Consider the following 18,944-nt stretch of genomic DNA (forward strand, 5'->3'; position numbering starts at 1 on the left):
TTTTCTCGCAAGTTTCGTGAATGATATTTCAGAAACCTGTGATCATTTTTTCAATCCCGTGAATAATATTTTTTACCCCCATTTAGAGGGAAAGTCCCTATTTCCCTACACAATCCCCTGTAGCCCATACCCCGTATAAAGAAAGTAGTGTAGGGAACGTCCCTACACATCCCTATTTTTCCCTATTTTCTTCCCTATTTTTGACTATTTTCTGTCATTCTGTGGTAAATTGGCCACCGCAACCCGTCACCAGGTCACCACACACACACGCGCGCGCGACTTGACATGCAACGCTCAGCCTATCGATTCCCCCAAAGCTAGTCACCACGCGCGCAAGGGGCTTGCGGCTAGTCACCACGCGCGCAAGGTGCTAGAAGGCTAGGATGTCTCAAACGCGCGCGCGCTCGATTATGTGGTCACCCAATTAAGCCACGCGCCGCTATTAGGTCAATAATGCCCCGAGGATCGCTCACACGGGCTCGCGGCCCGTCTCATGACTTCTCATGTGCGCGCGCCTCGCGCCTCGTCAGCACGCCTTGATGCTCATAGACGTGAAAAGCCCCGCACGTGTGAACGCGCGGGGCTGGTGATTGGTGGTTAGTGTTAACCCGTGGTTATGCTGGCAAGCCGTGCGGCAATACATCGGGCTTGACTAAATAGTAGATGCCCTTAGGTAACCCATGTGTGTCCGCTTTCACTGACTGTATAAAGCCCTCGTCACATAGGGCCAGAACAGCCCCCTCTACAGCGTCCTTTCTCCTTGATAGTCCCTCAATAGCGCTGAACGCGTAATTGGCCCGCGCAACTGCCTTGATCATTGACTCACTGAGCACCCCTTGAATTAATAGAGCTTTGCCTGTTTGTCGTTTCCAGCTGTTTATTGATGTAGTTTCTTTTTGGTCAATCGTGCGAACCAGTGCCTCCTTTAGTGCTTTGCTTTGCTTGGCAAGGCTTCCCCCGCCAATCTCGCCATTGTCAACTGATCTCGATAGTATCTTTGCCTGACCGTCAACCCATTTGAATGCCCACTCCATTTGCTCCAAAGTAATGATAGGCAATGTGGGGTTCTCAAGAATAGCGAGAAGTGAAGCGACTTTCTTACTTTTGAGCGTAACTCTTGTCCACGCGGCGCCGCGAGTTGTACCTTCCAAAGTTAGCTGTGCGTCAATTCCATCGTCCATCTTGTCTATAAAATCCTTAGCATCAGGGGAGAAGATCACGGATCTCGTGTTAGGCGCGCTAGTAGTTGGCCGCGTGATGACTTCTTGCGAGCCTTTTGGATCTTGCACATCTTCACTCGTGCCTGTGATGTCATAATAATCACTATGCGGGGGCTGGTTTCTAGTGTAACAGCATAAAGCCTCGGCTTCATCCCCTAGGCGACTCAACGACTCTAGGACTTTTACGGGTATTGGTAGCCGCCCGTTTTCATCTCTCCCTTTGAACTCGTCAAAAGCTTTGCGAGCTTTCGCGATCTCCGTAGCTGTGCCCACGGCTTCGCAGTACTTCAGGTTCTCGACTGCCTTGCTCATACTCATTGTGGAGGATTGAATTTTGCGGCCTTTCTCTTTTCTCTCGATCAGTAAGAGCCTAGAAACGAACCCGCCCGTGAGTGAGTCTTGAGAAAGTGAGTCATACATAATCTCACGCGTGCCCTCGCCGACAAGTGTCACACAAGGTGCACAAATATCAGGCGCAATATTACCCTTATCAGCGCGCGCGGGCGCTCGTTTGATGTAGCTAGCGCTCGATTGTGAATAAAGCTCCAGTAGCTCGTCAATGATCTCCTTTTGCTTGCTCGTCTCGTTCGCCTGTGCTTTGGCTAGATATTTGTCAATCTCTGACTTCATGAAAGTGACCGAGCCAATACCGCGATCTGCTAAAGCGGTTGTGACTCCCTCTTTACTTGCTGGCATAGTTTGGCACATACGTCCAAGAAAGTTTGTCCTGTTGTTTTTGTCTATAGCCTCAAGAGTCCTAGAAATATTCTTTGTGATGTCGTCTTTGCCTGCTCCCGAGTCACCAAGTACAGCCATATACAGGTTGCAGCTCGTGTCTTGGTCGAAATGGTACGAGCGCGACGCGATACTAGAAGCCACGCCTAGCATTGCAGCTATGCTAAACTCCACATCTGAGTAACGTGCGTTAGCTGTGAAGTTTCGCGCCAATGCCCCAGCCACGCCGCTCGGATAACCCTCTTTTTGGCTAGCTATTAGCTCGGTCAATCCTTTGTGAATATCAATCTTTTCATTCTCTGTATTTCTCATCTTATTTTGTGTGTTTCGATTTTAACTTAGTATTGGCTTTGTCGCCTTGCTGAGTCCCGTGGTCAGTGGTTCGGTCTGTTTATGGTCGGTTGTGTTGCGTATTATCAAAAATTTATTGAAAGCTTTTAAGCTCTGGGATTAGCGCTTTATTGAACGCATCAGCATGAAAAGGGTGGTTCGTTGGCGCTTCCTTAAGAGCTGGCAACCCGAAAATCTCTAGCAGATTCGAGAGGCCCGAGACGCGATGTTTGAACTTGATTGAGCCGCCACCTAAAAAATTAACCTCCACACCTCCTGAGAAGCTAACCGAGCGAACGGCTTCAAGATTGATAGAGTGGACACCCACGCGTAAAAGCCCCGTTGGAGCATCTTTCGTTATTGCCGCTTTTGTTGGAGCTGCTTTTGTCGTTGTGCCTGTTGTGTTGTAGTTTTTCATATCGTATTTGTTATTTTTCGTTATTTGCTTTATTTGCTTTACATTGAGTGAGGTGCTGCTGTGTAAACGTCGCTCTCTACTAACGGGTGACTTTTTTTAGATCTCTTCACGTTTTACTACTCTAGCGTGTTACATTTTGCGCCAGAAAACTCACTAACCCCTTGTCCTATTGGTTTTCATTTTGCTAAAACGAGGAAAAAACTTCCAAATTCCACGGGGTGAAAAGAGCTAAATCAAACGGCTGTTTGTCGGGATCTTGAGAGATCACACGCTAAATCATCTTGCGGGTTAGCCCTCTGTAGGTTGTCATAAATCGCCAAAGTGATTAGCCCTAGCGCTTTGTTTTCTTAGCATACGAGAAAGCGGTCTTGCGATCCTCGAAGACTTTAGCGCCGTATCGGGCCGCGCGCGCTCGCGTCAGAATCAAGACCTTGCCACGCTTGACCGCGTAAACCTCGCCGTCTCTTAGTACGGGCACGATATAGCGGATAGAGCGCTTGCCCGTGTAGGGATTCTTTGCACCGCTCGCCTCGGGCTGGCAAGTCGCTGAACGAGCTGACACCAAGGGCGCGAGCGTGGTCAAGATAGCTAGGATGGGTAAAATTTTCTTCATATTTAAGGCGCAAAATCAACTCTTTCTTACTTGTTTTCGCTAGAATTGGAGCAATCAAGCCAAAAAAAAGAGCCCCGAGCTAAACTCGGGACTCCATGAACCCACACAAATATAAGAGGTTTGAAATCTATTTAGAGTTTGCGCCGAGCGCTTCGAGAACAGCCTTTAAGTCATAGCGGCGGGACTTACCCAGCGTTACAAAAGGGATTCGATTGCTGAGACTCTCTTGCGAGACCACGCGGGGGCAAATACCGAGCCGCTTCGCTAACTCGATACGAGAGAGGAGAACTGGTTGTTCGTTTGTGATGTTTTTTTGAAGTTCCATATACTCTCTGCTGAGGATTCAACTCTTTTCCGCTTAATCCCTCCCGCATCGCGCTTTTTTCTATAATGAATGACAGCGCGCCCGTGAACGATAAACCTAGGCCGTGTTCTCGTTCCTTTCCGCGTTAGCCCCGCGTCACCATAAGAGCCACTAGCGCGCCCGTGAGCGCGTCGCCCGCCTCCCGTGACAACTTGCCAGCAAACTGGATCGCGAGCTCTATTTCCGTATTTTAGCCAACTTAATCGGCACGGTTACGGCACGCTAGATCCCTTATTGCCGCCTTATTTGATAAATCCCGAGAGTAGAGAGGACTCCGCAAAATGGCGAGAAAGGCGCTTTAACTGCTTAATCTAAAAGGATTTAAAGCCAGTCAACAATAAAAGCCCCGTGACGTGTCGCACGTTTCGGATAAACTTCCCTACTTTTCAATTCGTCGAATGACTGCAACTATTGACTGCAACTAGTTCATCGCGCTGGTCACTTAAAAAGCTTTCGTCCTTTTTCGCATTTTCGCGGTTGGAATTTTCTTCAGAGTGCTGGTCTGGAAACTGAACTCAGCCCACTGAACACCTCCCCCACCCTAGAGTCAGCGTAGACTTTTCTTTACCTCTCTAACCAGAGCACTCAGTATTGTGGAGATAAGCGAAAACTGTATGCTTGATGATCCCTGCCCAATAACCAAACCAAAACGCAAATGGCGTAAGCGACTGCTTTGGCTCACTGGCTTCCTATGTGTTTTAGTCTGGGCGCTCAATGGCCCGCTCGCCCGCTGGGGTGTGCACTACGCGATTGATCAAGCATTGCTGAGTCAAGAGATGGAAGGCGATTGTAAAGTCAACGGCACCTTGAGAACTGGCTTCACCCTCAGCCAATTTGACTACATTGGAACAGGAGGTTTGCAGAAAATCCAGTTTAGCCAAGCTTCAGCCGACTACCGGCTATTCAGAGAGCTGATTCATGGGCAAGTACGTGGAGTCACCCTCCACGATGCCACCATGGTGATCGACCTCTCCAAATTTGTCTCCTCTGAATCTGATGAAGAAACCAGTATTCAAAAAATCAAGAAGACTCTCTTTCTAGTCAGGGAATGGGTACGCCAGCCAGCAATTCAGCTGAGTGACATTGATGTCTCACTTCTCAGAGACGACGAACTTTTTGCTGAATTCCAATTGCAGTCGCTCCATCATACTAAGCAGAGCGATAGCTACCATCTAGTAGGGTTCCAAACTAAGGATAGCGAACATATAGAAACTCCCCTGCAAGATGTGGATCTCATTTGGACTGACTCGAAAATTGACCTCGGCAGGCTAGAAATTTTACCCGATGTGGCTCTACTCGAAGCGCATGCTGATTGGTCAGCTAAGCTCAAAGGCTCGGCCCAATTACAGATTCTTACTGCGGAAATATCAGTAGAAATGAGTGAGGAAATTTCAGCCAAATTGCATAGTGGGTCGCTCGATGCAGCAACCTTGGCTCAACGGTTTCAGCTAGAACTCCCATTCGATTTCTCACTCAACGCGCTCGATGCCAGAGTCGACAACTGGCTCGACCCTATACCCACATGGAAAATCTCCTGTGGGCTAGATCTCGCAAATATCGAATACGACGAGTACCAACTCGAATACACCAAGCTTCATTTCAGCCAAAATGAGGGAGACTACGATCTAAAGCTCGATACCGTGTTTAAGAAAGCGCCGCTACACGCTGAGCTCGTGGGAAGATGGACGAACTTGGCAGCCGAGAGCTGGTGGAGCTACACCGATCTAAAGTATCAAATCAACTGCGCCAAACTCGCCAACATCTCAAGCCTCATTCCCACACTTCCTGAAAAACTGGAGTTAGGAGAGACTAGCGTAGCTCTCGAGGGTGTGATCAAAATCGCCGACCTCAAGCTGGTAGACCTCGACACTCAGTTGAAAATCGATGGTGCTAAAATCGACCAGACTCCCATTCCCTCTATCCAGATCGACGCCGTCTATAGCCACCTAAAAAAGGGGGCGGTAAAAGTGACAGCCAAAGATGAGGACGCCATTCCCATCCAAATTGATGCGAGTTACACCTTCGAGAACGACAAGTATGAAGCCGAAATCTCCGTCGTAGAAAAACACCCACTTTGGATCAATAAAATCCTCGCAGCCTACGACACTGGCCTGGAAATTGAAAACTCTCTCAATCTCCATTGGAAAGGGAATGGCCACTCAGACCTCGCCGCCCCACAGACAGGCAAGCTTGCCGTTGCACCACTGAGCATCAGCTATAAAGACGAGAATTACCAACTCGAAGACACTCATCTTCATTTCACCCAAAATGATGGATCATACGAACTAAAGCTAGACAGCCTCTATAAGAAGGCACCGCTACAGGCTGAGTTTGTGGGTAAATGGACTAACTTAGCTGCCGAGAACTGGTGGAGTTACACCGATTTAAAGTATCAAATCAGCTGCGCCGAACTCGGCAACATCCCAAGCCTCATCCACGCACTTCCTGACGCGCTAGAGCTAGGGAAAACCAGCGTAGCGCTAGAAGGAAAGATCAAAGTCGACGACTTCGAGCTAGTAAGCCTCGATACTCAGTTGAAAATCGACGGAGTCAATATCGACCAGACTCCCGTTCCCTCTATCCAGATAGATGCCGTCTATAGCCAGCTACAAAAAGGAACTGTAAAAGTGACAGCCACAGACGGAGAGTCCATTCCTATAGAAATAGAGGCTAGCTACACCTTCGACGACGACAAGTATCAGGCTGAGATCGCCGTCGTAGAAAAACACCCGCTTTGGATCAATAAATTCCTCGCAGCCTACGACACTGGCCTTAAAGTTGAGAACTCACTCAGTCTCCACTGGCAAGGGACCGGTCACTCAGACCTGGAAGCTCCTCAAGTTGGCAAGCTTACTCTTGAACCACTAAAGCTCAGCTATAAAGAGGAGGCCTTCGAACTCACCACTGGATTAGAGTATCAATGGCCAGAATCAGTCACCCTCAAACCCCTGCAAATCAGACATGACGATTTCACAGCCAATGCTGAACTCCACTGGGATGGACAGTTTATCCACCTCAATAAGGGTTCAGTTTCTAAGGGCGAGGAGAGTATCTCAACCATTATTGCCAAGATCCCATTCACACGTGAGATCAACTCACTCGAGAGTTTTTTGGCGCAAGAAAATCCATGGTTAGTCGATGCCGACTCCAAACTCTTGCCTATTCAGAAAATCAGCCAATGGCTAAAACTCGATAACATCAAACAGATGCATGGTCTTGAAGGCTCAGTCTCTCTTAGCCTTGACCTTATTGGATCGCCTCACAAACCTGACATCAAAGGAAATCTAAAGCTTGAGGGGCTTCGAGGAATTGCCAATAAAGATCTCGCTCCGCTCCACATGCTCGCCGACTTTGAAACCCAAGACCAACGTCTCAGCTTCACAGGTGTGCTAACCGAAGCAAAGACCCAAAGGATGAAGCTAGATTTAGCTATCCCTCTCACCCCCCTTCAATGGGTTCAAAAATCTGAAAATCTAGACGCTATCCTCAAAGAGTCCAAGGTCGACGGCAAGCTCAAGATAAACACACTCCCACTCAACCGCATAGCGAGGTTTCTTCCCCAACTCAAAGAGGTCACCGGCCACCTCGATGGCAATGCAACGATCACCGGCACCTTGCTTGACCCTCAGATCGAGCTCGACACACGCATTGAAATCCCGCTCCTCGTCATTGCTGATGATACTGTCGATGACATCAGCGATATCCTCATAGAATTCAAAGCGAACTCCGACCGGAAAATCACCGCAAACTTGAAAGCCTCAGTCAATGGTGGCCTGTTCCAAGCCGATGCTAAAGTGGACCTTGCAGACCTCAAAAATCCACTCTTTGAAGTCAACGCCAAGACCGACTATGCAATGGTCTTCCGCAATGACTCCATTTCTGTCAGAGCCAACGCTAAGCTCAAATTAGCTGGCACCTTAGAAGACGCAACGCTCAGCGGCGACATTGGATTCGTCGAATCGCTCTTCTATAAGGATATCGATATTTTACCCATCGGAGTTCCCAGTTCAGCCGTCTCAAAGGTTGAACTTCCAGCCATCGATTCAAAGAATTTCACGATCCCTATCCCCAAGCCATTCGACGCATGGAAGCTCGGCCTCAAAGTGAGTATGCAGGATCCTCTGCTTATTCGGGGCAACATCGCCGGCGGCCAGATCGAAGGGGGCGTCAAGGTCACTGGAACCTTTGCCGAACCAGCCCTAGACGGGACTATTTACGCCAAATATGTGGTCGCTAAACTACCCTTCAGCACACTCAAAATCCACAAAGGTGAAATCAAATTCCACCCAAAGAACGGCCTCATTCCCACCCTCGACATCCAAGGCAAATCAGTCGTCAGTAACTATGACACCAGCATCTTCGTCTATGGACTAGCGACATCTCCTAAAACGACTTTTACCTCCTTCCCGCCACTCGCCAAAAATGACATCATGACCTTGCTCGCCACGGGAGTCACAGCCCAGGATCTGAGTAATAATAAGGAAGCAGCTACACTCCGTGCTCTCCAACTTTTTCTAGCCAAAATCAAACAGGAATCTGGCCAGTCGCATAGCACTAAAATACTGGAAGTCATCCTCTCTAGCATCGATGACTTCGAGTTCAACATTAACGAAACTAACGGATTCACTGGGCGAAAGTTTTCCTCCGCAAAAATCAAACTCAACGACCGCATCTACATCACCGCCCAAGTGGACGAGAAAAAGCAAACTCGTGGCCTCGTTGTCTTTGTTCTGAAGTTTCGCTAATGAAAATTGTCTTCGCCATTTGTAGCCTACTCCTCTGCGGCATAGCGTCCGCAGCTGAAGTCCGAATTGTCGGGGTTGATAAACTGAGCCTCCCGCTCTACCAAGACCAACTCAAGCCTAGGCTACAGTATATTTCGGCTCGACCAGCCACCTCATGGCGTGCCGATGATGCTGCATTTTACCTCGAACGTCTCATTCTTAGACGCGGCTATTCACAAGTAGATGTTCAATGGAGTATCAGCGGCAATACCATCATTCTCAAGGTCAACAACGGTCCTAGACTATTCTATGGTGCTGTGCAGTCACAAACTCAGACAACTCTCGATAATGAAACTCTGACTAACTACTTCTACCAGCCTATCGTTGAAGGGGAACTCGTCGGCCTCAAGAACGCCCCCTACATCAAAGAATACACCCAGCGCGGAGCTAGCAATGTTGAAAACTACCTGAAGTCCTCCGGCTTTTGGCAAGCTGAGGTTAGAGTCGAAAATGAATACGTTGATATAGAAACTGGCAGAATCCACGTCTTGCTCGACATCGACCAAGGTGGTCTCCACTCCCTCACTCGTCCGAGATTTACAGGGATTTCAAGCACGACTGAACAAGAGATGATCAAAGAATTTAGTACTTTGATTGGGCAACCCTCCACTACTGAAAATATCGTCAAAATAAACAATGACGTCAGTAATTACTTTCGTAGAACTGGGTACCATTTCGCCGAAGTAAATGTAACCACAGAACACCACAACAGTCGTACAACACTTGCCTTCCAAATAAAGCAAGGCAAGCGCTACATCCTTCGAGACGTCTCAGCCTCCGGACATCAAGACACGCAAACTCGCAGGATTCTTCGATTTTTCAAACCTATGCGGAATAAGGTTTATGATGCTGATGCAGCAGATAAGGCCACTAACAGGTTACTCAATACCGGTGTTTTCAAAAAAGTAGTAGTCACACCGGTACCACACGATGATGGATTTCTGGATTTGGACATTGAACTCGAGGAAGGAAAAACGGTCACAACCAGTGCCTACATTGGAACGGATTCCTATGAAGGTCTCGTGTTAGGAGTTACCTACAGCGACCTCAACCTGAGCGGTAAGATGTGGCAGTTCAGCTCTCGTGCTGAGTACACCGGACGTGGCTTGCTTGGTGAAGTGGGAATCACTGAGCCGTTCTTTGCAGGAGAAGACATCAGCTTCAACCTCCGAGCCTTCGCCCTACAGCGCAGCCCAGATGGTTACGAGAAATATGAACTTGGCTCAGAAGCATCCTGGACTTGGCAGCCAACGGACAACTACTCAATACGAGGATACTTAGGTAGTTCCTTTGTCAGCACTTCATCCTCATCCATGACACAAGAGGAACTCGGCCCAAATGACTACCTCAACACACGGATCGGTATCATACAAAGCCTCGATCTTCGCAACGACCCCATCCTCCCCAACCAAGGCTACAATGGTGAACTACTCACCGAGTTCGGCTCTATCATCGGTGACGCCGACACATCCTACTTTAAAATCGACCTCAACAACTCCTACCGCAAAAAACTACTTGAAAATACCTACCTCATCTCCCGCTTTGACGTCGGCGCCATTGTCCCGGCCAATTCAGAGAAACTGCCAATCGATAGACGATTTTTCAGCGGTGGTACCAACTCCGTCCGTAGCTTTGACGAACGCGGTTTAGGCCCCCGCTCAGGCTCAGGCGACCCGCTCGGCGGTGAATCCTACTGGGTCGGCAGCGCCGAGCTCGTTAGGGAAATTAGAAAACCCTTCCACCTCGCACTCTTCTACGATCTAGGCCAAGTCTATAGCGACTATGAAGACCTCAACTTCAGTAGCCCCAGCCAAGCCGTAGGTCTCAGCGCTCGCATCCACCTCCCTATCGGTCCGATTCGTTTCGAGTACGGGTACAATCTCAACCGAAAGGTCAAAGAGCCAAAAGGCACCTTCCACTTCACCATCGGCGCCAGCTTCTAAGCTGGGGGAGCCGACCCCTCAAGTCAGTGCGCCCTGTCGTCCACACCAAATAAAACGAGCCACGGGTCTTGACCCATGGCTCATCACTATTTCACCCTCGGCAAAGGGTAGTTTCAACACAATCTATGGCGTAAAATATTTGCTACGCGGCTTGCTCTTCTATCGCGCCGTAACCGGCAAGATTGGCACTTTGCTGCAGAGCGCAGAGCAGCACCTGCCGCGCTCGGACACGCGGGGCATTTGCCACAGATTGGTAGGCTGCAAGGTAGTCAGCCTTGGTCACCACGCTGAAGTCACGGTTTGAATCAGTCAACTGAAGCACCGTGTCCACCAACAAGCCTGGCTCTTCATCAAGAATTGCCAGAACGTTGCGCACCAGCATCACTGGCCCGATTCGCTCCTTGGCGGTTAGTTCAATCAAAAGATCAAGCTCGCTAGGAGCCGTTACTGGTACATTTTTCGTAGTTTCTAATAAAGTTGTCATTTTGGATAATTGGTTTTGAGGACTCGCCTCGGATTTAAATTTTGGAGATGGCATTTTATAACCACAGGTATATAGACACCTGTGATTTTATTGACCTACTCATGGTAGGCTTATTGTTGATTGACCCTTCTCGGGCAGCAATTGTCGCACAGTTAGAAACGCGATCGGCCGCTTGCGTCTTTCATGGAAGTTCGACATCCGACTCAGTGAGGAGGCTTACCTAACCAGAAATCGAGCACAAAAAAACTCGCTTCCAGTTTTGGAAAGCGAGCAACATTGAATTCGTATCTATTGTAGTATACTTGTTTATGTAGCTCGCATTCCTCCTTTCGATTTAAAGGACCAATGGCAAATAAAGGAATATTCCTGAATACCACCCGCCATCATACCCGACCAAGATCCCCCAGAGGAGAACTTGCTAAAATAAGAATGTGGATAATTGTTTGGCATCAGTTGATTTGCTTTACGTAGAAAGAACTACGCGCAGATTTCAAACTGCGCAACCCTAAAGTTATTATTTTGTATCACTACTCCATCACAAACACAGAAGAAAACCCTCTAAATAAAGATATAGCAATCCACCATTTGGCTACCACTGACGCTACAAACGACCGTCGACCACTGCCATTGACCACCAGCCCATTCCATGCTTAGAAGTCTTTAAGCAAATTTTCAAGGAATGTTCAAACTTCTCAAGACCGACGAAAAAACTAAGGCGCGCCGCGGTGAACTCACCACCGCGCACGGAGTCATCCAGACCCCGATCTTCATGCCAGTTGGTACCCAGGGCACCGTCAAGACCCTCCACCCAGACGACCTCGTCGATCTAGGATCTCAAATCATCTTAGGTAACACCTACCACCTCAACCTCCGTCCGGGACTTGAAGTCATTCGTGCCGCTCAGGGGCTCCACAAGTTTTCTAGCTGGGACGAACCAATCCTCACCGACTCAGGTGGGTTCCAAGTGTGGTCGCTCGCTAAGCTTCGCAAAATTTCTGAGAAGGGAGTCGAGTTCGCCAACCACCTCGACGGCTCGAAAATGATGATGACTCCAGAGAACAGCATGGAAATCCAAGCGACCCTCGGTTCTGACATCGCCATGCTCTTCGACGAATGCCCACCGTACCCATGCGACGAGAAGTACGCGGAGGAATCACTTGCTCTCACCACTCGCTGGGCAAAGCGCTGTAAAATCTGGCACGACGAGAACATCGACACAGTCGTCCCGTGGCAGGTCGACCCCAGCCAGATCGACGACGATAAGAAGACTCCAGTGAAGCGCCAGCTCGCATTCGGCATTGTGCAGGGCTCTACTTTTGCTCACCTCCGCGAGCGCTCCGCCAAGGAACTCATCGAAATCGGTTTCGACGGTTACGCTGTTGGCGGAATATCCGTTGGTGAGCCAGAGCACGAAATGATCCGCGCTATCGACAATGCCGTCCCTCACCTGCCTGAAGACAAGCCACGTTACGCTATGGGACTAGGCACTCCGCCACAGATGTTAGAAATGATCGCTCGTGGTGTTGATATGTTTGACTGCGTGATGCCTACCCGCGTGGCGCGCCACGGACTCGCATTCACCCACGATGGTCCCATCCACATTAAAAATAAAGAGTTCGAGCTCGATCAACGACCACTCACCGAAACCACCCACCCCAGCGTAAGGCGTTTTACCCGCAGCTACATCCGCCATCTTTGGCGCGCCAAGGAAATGCTCGCTTTAAGATTGCTTTCCTACCACAATCTGCATTTTTACTTACAACTCATGGAGCAAGCACGTGAAGCAATCGAGGCGGGAACGTTCTCGGAATTCAAAGATGCCTTCATAGGTCGCTACACCGCAAATTCTAAATAACCATTATCACTATGACTAACACATTTCTCACTCTAGCCCAAGCCGCACAAGGCGGCGACCCAATGAAAACCATCATCATGTTCGGCATTCTCTTCGTCGTCATGTGGGTGGTCATGATCCGCCCGCAACAAAAACGTCAAAAAGCACTCAAAGCAAAGCAAAGCTCACTCAAAGTGGGAGACAAGGTCATCACCATCGGTGGCATGCATGCTGCAGTAAATTCTATTGGCGACACAACCGTATCACTCCGCATCGCTGACAACACATTTGTGAAGTACGATCGCTCAGCTATCGCTACTGTTGTCACTAACAAGGACGAAAAGGCGGCTAAGTAATCTACCCGTTCGCATATATTTTAAAAGGCCCCCTCGCATAGCAGTGGGCCTTTTTTATTGCATCCGCGCACTTCACTCTTCTCTCCTCCCTCATAGCACTCTATAACCTAACCAGTGAGAAGCACTTCCATCTATCTAATCGCAGGTGAAGTCAGCGGCGACACCCATGGTGCCGAGCTGATGCTCGCACTCAAGGACGCTATCCCTGGAGTCCAACTCCTAGGAACCGGCGGTCCTGAGATGCGGGAATCTAGCGGCGGCAACACTCGCGACTGGGTGGAAGATGCCGCAGTCATGGGTATTTGGGAAGTACTCAAGCACTATTCTTGGTTCAAGGAACAATTTGATCACATGCTCAAAGAGGTTATCGAGGCTAAGCCCGATGCTCTTGTGCTCATTGACTACCCTGGTTTCAACCTTCGTATGGCCAAAGCCGTTCGCGAAGCTCTGCCAAAAACCAAGATCATCTACTATATAAGCCCTCAAGTCTGGGCATGGAATAAGGGCCGCATCCCTAAGATGGCCGAATTGCTCGATCAAATGATCTGTATTTTCCCCTTCGAAAAATCCATTTTTGAAGGCGCTGGCCTGCCCACTGATTTTGTCGGCCACCCCATCGTCGATGAGCTCATTGAAAAGAAAACCACTGTCGAGCGTGACCCTAAGCTAGTAGGACTCTTCCCTGGTAGCCGCGAGCGTGAAGTCGCCCGGCTATTCCCGGTGATGCTGGAAACCGCGCGGAGACTCAGCGGCGAACACCCATCGCTCAGATTTCAAGCCCCAGCCGCCTCAGAAAAGCTCGGCGAGCAAATGCACTTGTTACTCGACAAAGCCAAGTTTCCTAATGAGCTCGTAAAAATCACAGTGGGCGACAGCCACGCACTCATGCAAAACGCCAGCTGCGGAGTGATCGCCAGCGGTACAGCCACTTTAGAAGCCGCGTATTACGGCTTACCCTACTGCCTTATATACCGCATCGCTTGGCCAACCTACTTCATCGGCAAGGTGCTCATTAAGGTCGACTACATTGGACTAGTGAATATTCTAGCAGGCAAGCAAGTCGTGGAGGAATTTATCCAGGGAGATGCCGACCCATGTCACATCCAGCACGCTCTCGATAAATTCTTGGCAGACTCAGAATTCACAAAAAAGGTCCAAACTGAACTCGCAAAAACAGCGGCAAAGCTCGGTGAGCCAGGATGCCACAAACGTGCTGCTGAGAGCATTGTAAAAGTGCTTGCAAGATAGCCGTTCCGAGGTGACAGCTTCTGCGTAGAGATTGATCTCTCCATTGAGTCTTCTCTAAGACAACTAAACATTTTCACATGTCTAAATCTATCGACAAAAAAAGTGCGCGCAAATTTTGGTGGATCATCATGATCCTTCCCATCGGCCTCGTCGTCGGCTCTATCACCAGTGTCGTTCACCACCTTCGCCAGAACGATGAAAAGGAAGCTCAACTAGAATTTCAAGTCGCGGTAGCCATCAACGCTGATGACATAGAGTCAGCTATGGATCGTTCCCTTCTCATCGGCAAACGAAACATCGTCACCGAAGTGGGCAGAAATAACACCCAAGCTGTCAATCGCTTCATCCAAGGAACTGTGAGCCCAGGCGGCATAGGCATCCAATTTACAGAAACTAACATTACCTCCAACGGGCAGAAAAAACTCAAACTCACATACACCGATATAGCAGGAATTAAAGAAAATGAGTTCGTCGTGCTCGTCATCGAACTCGTCGGAGAAAAAGGCCCAGCTGACGCCGCAAAAATAGGTCTCACACCTTCTTTGATACGCTCCCTAACCGCAGAAAAGCCCTTGTATTCTCTTCGATTCGTCTTCAGCCCTGAAACGCAAAGTGCCAGTAAACACGCTCAGTCGCTGCGAAAGAACACCCTCACTTCAAAGAAGCAAAAGATCCGTAAAGTCATCGTTCTCAAGGAACAGAGTGACGTCAAAATTACCGACCCGAACGACTGGAAACTTATTGTATCTGAACCTGTCAAACTAGCATCAAAGAGTGAGGCAAACTTCCTAGAGATCACGCATCCAGTTCTTCGCAAGAAAGCCACCCAAGAGATCACCCCTGAGTTCAGCAAAGCAACACTCAAGGCCGCCGACCAACTCCGCCTGCTTTTGCTAAAGTTGGCGAACTAGCCAAGCATAGAGGCTAGAGGAGTGAGGAAAAAGTTCTCCCTCGCAGAAGCGTGCTTCCAGCCGCTTTCATCTACACCTCGCCAGACATTTCGGAGAAACGTCCCATCCTCGTCATCCTCGTCATCCTCGTCATCCTCGTCATCCTCGTCATTCGTGTCGATTCGTGTCGATTCGTGGTAAAAATTTCATCGTACTAGATTTTCGAATCTTTCGCGGTAGAAATCACTTCATCCTACTGGCTCTAAAAGCATTTTACTGAACAGCGCAACGGCTACGCACTGTTGCTCTTGAATAACTACGTCTGAGCATGCCGCTCAAAAACGTATCTTCATGGGACAAGCTATCCACATTCTTAATATTAGTGATGTTAGTAATTCGAGTGAACACGGCCCACTTGATGGCCCTTTTCGGCACCGACTTTACACCGTAACCCCGTGGTTGATTACTTGACCAAAACTTCACGTATTCCTCGCCGTGCAATTGGTGAGTTCCTAGATAGACCACCAAATGCCCGTATTCATGTTTGCCAATCTGGTCGGACCAAAATATCTTCATAAAGTCACCCGCTTGTGCTTTTTCGTACGATTCAAAGTTGATCCCCATCCTTAAGTCTTTCACTAGCTTTGCAGCACCAGGACCATTGGAATTCCAGCGTCCCCAGATTCCTATCCCATCGCCCTGACCTTGCATCATCAATGCCTGAACCTCACTAGAACTCAGCTCTAACACACCAGCATCGATCCCCTCCTGAACCATCGATAGCAACACATGATAGGTAGCCCCCGAGCAATAACTAGGCTTCGCTTTGCCCGCCCTAAGATCTAAGCCCCCCCTTCGCCCAGCTCGGATGGAATGGCTCAGCCCGTGATGTGCCTTTGGTCGCGTCGAGTATCCACCGCCACGTGGCATTTTCTCTACAGCTCGAATCACCGGTTCATTCTGAGGAATAGTCACCACATCGAGTTGGGTCGTGCAACTGGCACAAAGCGCTAACAGCGTAGTCAGCAGAAAATTTACATATCGCATAAGAAATCTATTACCATTTTAGGGTCATCTGCAAAGCACGCATCCGCGCCAGAGGCTAATACTTTTTTTAAGTCCCCAACACTTTTCACCGTGTAACTGGCCACCTGCAAACCTCGACCGTGAGCACTAGCCACTCTCGCTGGGGTTAGAATTTTTAGACCTAGATTGATCCATAGCGCACCCAAGCTCTCCGCTAGATCCAACCCTTCAGGAAACTGCCGAGCATGTTGAACCAGTACAGCGACTGAAACATCGCTAAGCTCACGCACTTCGCCAAGCTGCTCCCATTCAAAGCTAGAGAGAATCACTCTATCTACTCGCTCACGCCTTAACAGCAGAGACACAACTGGAGCCGCTGTCCGTGGTCCCTTCAGCTCAATATTCACCTCAGTACGTCCCAAACAAAGATCTAGCACCTCTTCTAAAGTAGGTATAATTTCACCTTTACCAAAATCTAACTCTCTCAACGACTCGAAGGTGTATCCATCCAGTCTCCCCCGACCATTACTAGTGCGGTCCACTCTTTGATCATGATGAACTACCAATTCTCCATCGACAAAATAGACGTCGACCTCTACCATCATACAGCCCAACTCTATAGCTCTGCGTATTGCTCTGAGCGTATTTTCAGGCTCTGCTCCTACACAGCCGCGGTGACCAATCACTAGAAATGGGAGTTTCTCATTCACATCTAACTCTTTCATAGAGTAGTCTACTAGAGCAACTCCTAGTTTTAACTTCCATGCCAGCAGACCCACGCACAATACTAATCGATCAAGCTCAGAATGACGGTCCATGGGACATCATCGTCATTGGAGGTGGCGCCACTGGGCTAGCCACAGCTTGGGACGCAGCCTCACGGGGCTACAAAGTCGCCTTATTAGAGCAAGCTGACTTCGCTACAGCAACTTCTAGCCGCTCCACAAAACTTCTGCACGGAGGAGTGAGGTATCTACAAAATGGGGAAATTGGTCTCGTCCGCGAAGCTCTGCACGAGCGCTCACTACTGTTAAAAAACGCTGAGGAATTCAGTCAACCGATGCGCTTCATTTTGCCGACTCACACTCCACTCTCTCGCTATTACTATCGATTCGGGATGTGGATTTACGATTCGCTCGCCGGAAAGTCCAATATCAGACCTGCCGAGTTACTCTCCCAGCGCGAACTCATGGCTCAGCTACCGCGCTATAAAAAAACCAAGCCTACAGGTGGAATCGCGTACACCGATGCCCAGTTTGATGATGCCGCACTTGCTATAGCATTTGCCCAATGCATCAACGCCTCTGGCAACTTAGCTATCAATTATGTCTCCGCGGAAAAACTTAACATCGAGAACGGAAAAATCACTGGCGTCATAGCCAAGGACATAGAGACGGATACATCATGGCGAATGGACGCTAAGCTTGTCATCAATGCTACTGGAATATTTTCTGATGTGTTCCGTCAGGCAAACGACAGCCAGATCAAATGGTCAATCCGCACATCAAGAGGCTCACACATCGTCGTTCCAGGTGAACCATTAGGCTCAAAAAACGCACTTATTATCCCAAAAACAAGCGACGGCAGAGTGCTTTTCGCAGTGCCGTGGAAAGGTCACACACTCATCGGCACCACAGATGAGCCGACTAAGCTCCCAGAACTCCATCCGATCCCTACTGAGCAAGAAATTCAATTTCTCATCAAAGAAGCCCAGTCGACATTCAACCTCGATACTCAGTCCATCACCAGCAGCTGGGCTGGGCTAAGGCCGCTTGTCAGTCGTGCGAGTAAAAGCTCTACGGCATCACTGTCCCGCAAACACATCATCGACATCTCAGACAATGGCCTCATTTCTATTCTTGGAGGAAAATGGACGACTTGCAGAAAGATGGCAGAAGACACTATCGATGCGGCCATTCTCAGACATGGACTCCCTCTCCGCATCTGTAATACCAAAGATCTCAAACTTACAGACCACGGTGCACTCCCTCCCCTAAGCCCAGTGGACACAGCTCCCTCTGTCGAACTTTCACTATCAATCATAGAATCTTGCTTTCGAGACAGGTATGCCAGAAATGCCGATGACATCCTAGCTCGTCGCACTCGCACAAGCATGCTGGACACTCAGCTCGCAAAGAATCAAGCAGCTACAGCGGAACTCGCTATCCAAAAACTTCGAGCTAACGCTGACTAGCTGACACAGGTTATGCATAATTCTTATTTTAAACTCTAATTGTTAGCGATTCCTGTTGCTCAAAACCCATTTCCATCTATATTTCAGGTGCTACCATGTTCGTCCCTATATAGAACGAGTCCAGGCCGATATTTAAATTACGGGAGCTGCCCCAGAGGGTTGATGTCATGCCTTTTCAGGAAGACAAAGACCCAATGGACGTTCCCACCTACTGAGCTTTCGGATCAGTGGCTTCAGTTCTATGGACGGCATGGCGGTATTTTTTAAGTTTTTGCTACATCTATTGATGTTAGCTATATACTTGGACAACTCATTATACCATTTGAATAGTCAGATTATCGGAATGACGTCGAGGGATTGGTTTGCAACAAGGTACAAGGAAGGAACATAGCAGCCTGCGCGCCGTAGTCTTTACGAAGGAGCTGGCTATGTGACTGAGGCGCAACGCCGCTAGAATCTAATTATTCGGCGTCCCCTCCATCTCAGCTCAGCTGACTATTAACCC

General features: G+C 48.9%; 15 protein-coding genes and 1 other RNA gene. 9 read left to right on the plus strand and 7 right to left on the minus strand.

Going from position 1 to position 18,944, the window contains the following annotated elements; translation table 11 throughout:
* Positions 1 to 614 precede the first annotated feature (614 nt).
* The 4 genes from BSZ32_RS05015 to BSZ32_RS05030 form a co-directional block, all read right to left on the minus strand.
* Positions 615 to 2,267, minus strand: a complete 1,653-nt coding sequence (locus BSZ32_RS05015) for a hypothetical protein (protein WP_105042418.1) — start codon at positions 2,265 to 2,267, stop codon at positions 615 to 617.
* 112 nt (positions 2,268 to 2,379) lie between these two features.
* Positions 2,380 to 2,703 (minus strand): hypothetical protein, encoded by a 324-nt coding sequence (locus BSZ32_RS05020; RefSeq protein WP_105042419.1) that lies wholly within the window; start codon positions 2,701 to 2,703, stop codon positions 2,380 to 2,382.
* A gap of 331 nt (positions 2,704 to 3,034) precedes the next feature.
* Positions 3,035 to 3,316: a hypothetical protein gene (locus BSZ32_RS05025; protein WP_105042420.1), complete on the minus strand. Its 282-nt coding sequence runs from the start codon at positions 3,314 to 3,316 to the stop codon at positions 3,035 to 3,037.
* A gap of 127 nt (positions 3,317 to 3,443) precedes the next feature.
* Positions 3,444 to 3,641 carry a hypothetical protein gene (locus BSZ32_RS05030; protein WP_105042421.1) on the minus strand — a complete coding sequence of 66 codons (198 nt, stop codon included), beginning with the start codon at positions 3,639 to 3,641 and terminating at the stop codon, positions 3,444 to 3,446.
* A gap of 653 nt (positions 3,642 to 4,294) precedes the next feature.
* On the opposite strand from BSZ32_RS05030, the gene BSZ32_RS05035 reads away from it, so the two are divergent.
* Together BSZ32_RS05035 and BSZ32_RS05040 are read left to right on the plus strand one after the other, a co-directional pair.
* On the plus strand, positions 4,295 to 8,425 hold the full coding sequence (locus tag BSZ32_RS05035) for a translocation/assembly module TamB domain-containing protein (protein WP_105042422.1): 4,131 nt from the start codon (positions 4,295 to 4,297) through the stop codon (positions 8,423 to 8,425).
* On the plus strand, positions 8,425 to 10,407 hold the full coding sequence (locus BSZ32_RS05040) for a BamA/OMP85 family outer membrane protein (RefSeq protein WP_105042423.1): 1,983 nt from the start codon (positions 8,425 to 8,427) through the stop codon (positions 10,405 to 10,407). The genes BSZ32_RS05035 and BSZ32_RS05040 overlap by 1 nt, the downstream gene beginning before the upstream one ends.
* Before the next feature lie 142 nt (positions 10,408 to 10,549).
* Here BSZ32_RS05040 and BSZ32_RS05045 read toward each other — a convergent pair whose 3' ends face one another.
* On the minus strand, positions 10,550 to 10,891 hold the full coding sequence (locus BSZ32_RS05045; protein ID WP_129589601.1) for a hypothetical protein: 342 nt from the start codon (positions 10,889 to 10,891) through the stop codon (positions 10,550 to 10,552).
* A 679-nt stretch (positions 10,892 to 11,570) separates the two neighbouring features.
* Here BSZ32_RS05045 and tgt point away from each other — a divergent pair.
* The 5 genes from tgt (at position 11,571) to BSZ32_RS18690 (ending at position 15,437) form a co-directional block, all read left to right on the plus strand.
* Positions 11,571 to 12,746 (plus strand): tRNA guanosine(34) transglycosylase Tgt, encoded by a 1,176-nt coding sequence (gene tgt, locus BSZ32_RS05050; protein WP_105042425.1) that lies wholly within the window; start codon positions 11,571 to 11,573, stop codon positions 12,744 to 12,746.
* Positions 12,747 to 12,757: 11 nt separating this feature from the next.
* Positions 12,758 to 13,081, plus strand: coding sequence for a preprotein translocase subunit YajC (gene yajC, locus BSZ32_RS05055; RefSeq protein ID WP_240610567.1), 324 nt, complete (start codon positions 12,758 to 12,760; stop codon positions 13,079 to 13,081).
* A gap of 114 nt (positions 13,082 to 13,195) precedes the next feature.
* Positions 13,196 to 14,329, plus strand: coding sequence for a lipid-A-disaccharide synthase (lpxB, locus tag BSZ32_RS05060; protein WP_105042426.1), 1,134 nt, complete (start codon positions 13,196 to 13,198; stop codon positions 14,327 to 14,329).
* Between the two features lie 77 nt (positions 14,330 to 14,406).
* Positions 14,407 to 15,240: a hypothetical protein gene (locus BSZ32_RS05065; protein ID WP_105042427.1), complete on the plus strand. Its 834-nt coding sequence runs from the start codon at positions 14,407 to 14,409 to the stop codon at positions 15,238 to 15,240.
* Between the two features lie 50 nt (positions 15,241 to 15,290).
* The gene (locus BSZ32_RS18690; protein ID WP_165788653.1) at positions 15,291 to 15,437 is read left to right on the plus strand and encodes a hypothetical protein; all 147 of its coding nucleotides are present in this window, start codon (positions 15,291 to 15,293) and stop codon (positions 15,435 to 15,437) included.
* A 55-nt stretch (positions 15,438 to 15,492) separates the two neighbouring features.
* Here BSZ32_RS18690 and BSZ32_RS05070 read toward each other — a convergent pair whose 3' ends face one another.
* Positions 15,493 to 16,266, minus strand: coding sequence for a hypothetical protein (locus tag BSZ32_RS05070; RefSeq protein WP_105042428.1), 774 nt, complete (start codon positions 16,264 to 16,266; stop codon positions 15,493 to 15,495).
* Entirely contained in the window at positions 16,254 to 16,970 is a 717-nt protein-coding gene (locus BSZ32_RS05075; protein WP_165788654.1) for a glycerophosphodiester phosphodiesterase, read from the minus strand. Before BSZ32_RS05075 ends, BSZ32_RS05070 begins: the two co-directional genes overlap by 13 nt.
* A 38-nt stretch (positions 16,971 to 17,008) precedes the next feature.
* On the opposite strand from BSZ32_RS05075, the gene BSZ32_RS05080 reads away from it, so the two are divergent.
* Together BSZ32_RS05080 and ssrS are read left to right on the plus strand one after the other, a co-directional pair.
* Positions 17,009 to 18,439, plus strand: a complete 1,431-nt coding sequence (locus tag BSZ32_RS05080; protein WP_105042429.1) for a glycerol-3-phosphate dehydrogenase/oxidase — start codon at positions 17,009 to 17,011, stop codon at positions 18,437 to 18,439.
* Positions 18,440 to 18,523: 84 nt separating this feature from the next.
* A non-coding RNA gene (gene ssrS / locus BSZ32_RS05085) (6S RNA) lies at positions 18,524 to 18,703 on the plus strand.
* Positions 18,704 to 18,944: the final 241 nt, after the last annotated feature.

It is taken from the genome of Rubritalea profundi, assembly GCF_002954445.1.
Taxonomy (GTDB): Bacteria; Verrucomicrobiota; Verrucomicrobiia; order Verrucomicrobiales; family Akkermansiaceae; genus Rubritalea; species Rubritalea profundi.

Excerpts from the sequence above, each read along its gene's own strand:
- tgt (WP_105042425.1), top strand. The coding sequence starts at position 11,571 with ATGTTCAAACTTCTCAAGACCGACGAAAAAACTAAGGCGCGCCGCGGT.
- BSZ32_RS05070 (WP_105042428.1), bottom strand. The coding sequence starts at position 16,266 with ATGCGATATGTAAATTTTCTGCTGACTACGCTGTTAGCGCTTTGTGCC.
- BSZ32_RS05020 (WP_105042419.1), bottom strand. The coding sequence starts at position 2,703 with ATGAAAAACTACAACACAACAGGCACAACGACAAAAGCAGCTCCAACA.
- BSZ32_RS05035 (WP_105042422.1), top strand. The coding sequence starts at position 4,295 with ATGCTTGATGATCCCTGCCCAATAACCAAACCAAAACGCAAATGGCGT.
- BSZ32_RS05080 (WP_105042429.1), top strand. The coding sequence starts at position 17,009 with ATGCCAGCAGACCCACGCACAATACTAATCGATCAAGCTCAGAATGAC.
- yajC (WP_240610567.1), top strand. The coding sequence starts at position 12,758 with ATGACTAACACATTTCTCACTCTAGCCCAAGCCGCACAAGGCGGCGAC.
- BSZ32_RS05015 (WP_105042418.1), bottom strand. The coding sequence starts at position 2,267 with ATGAGAAATACAGAGAATGAAAAGATTGATATTCACAAAGGATTGACC.
- BSZ32_RS05045 (WP_129589601.1), bottom strand. The coding sequence starts at position 10,891 with ATGACAACTTTATTAGAAACTACGAAAAATGTACCAGTAACGGCTCCT.
- BSZ32_RS05025 (WP_105042420.1), bottom strand. The coding sequence starts at position 3,316 with ATGAAGAAAATTTTACCCATCCTAGCTATCTTGACCACGCTCGCGCCC.
- BSZ32_RS05030 (WP_105042421.1), bottom strand. The coding sequence starts at position 3,641 with ATGGAACTTCAAAAAAACATCACAAACGAACAACCAGTTCTCCTCTCT.
- BSZ32_RS05065 (WP_105042427.1), top strand. The coding sequence starts at position 14,407 with ATGTCTAAATCTATCGACAAAAAAAGTGCGCGCAAATTTTGGTGGATC.
- BSZ32_RS05040 (WP_105042423.1), top strand. The coding sequence starts at position 8,425 with ATGAAAATTGTCTTCGCCATTTGTAGCCTACTCCTCTGCGGCATAGCG.
- BSZ32_RS05075 (WP_165788654.1), bottom strand. The coding sequence starts at position 16,970 with ATGAAAGAGTTAGATGTGAATGAGAAACTCCCATTTCTAGTGATTGGT.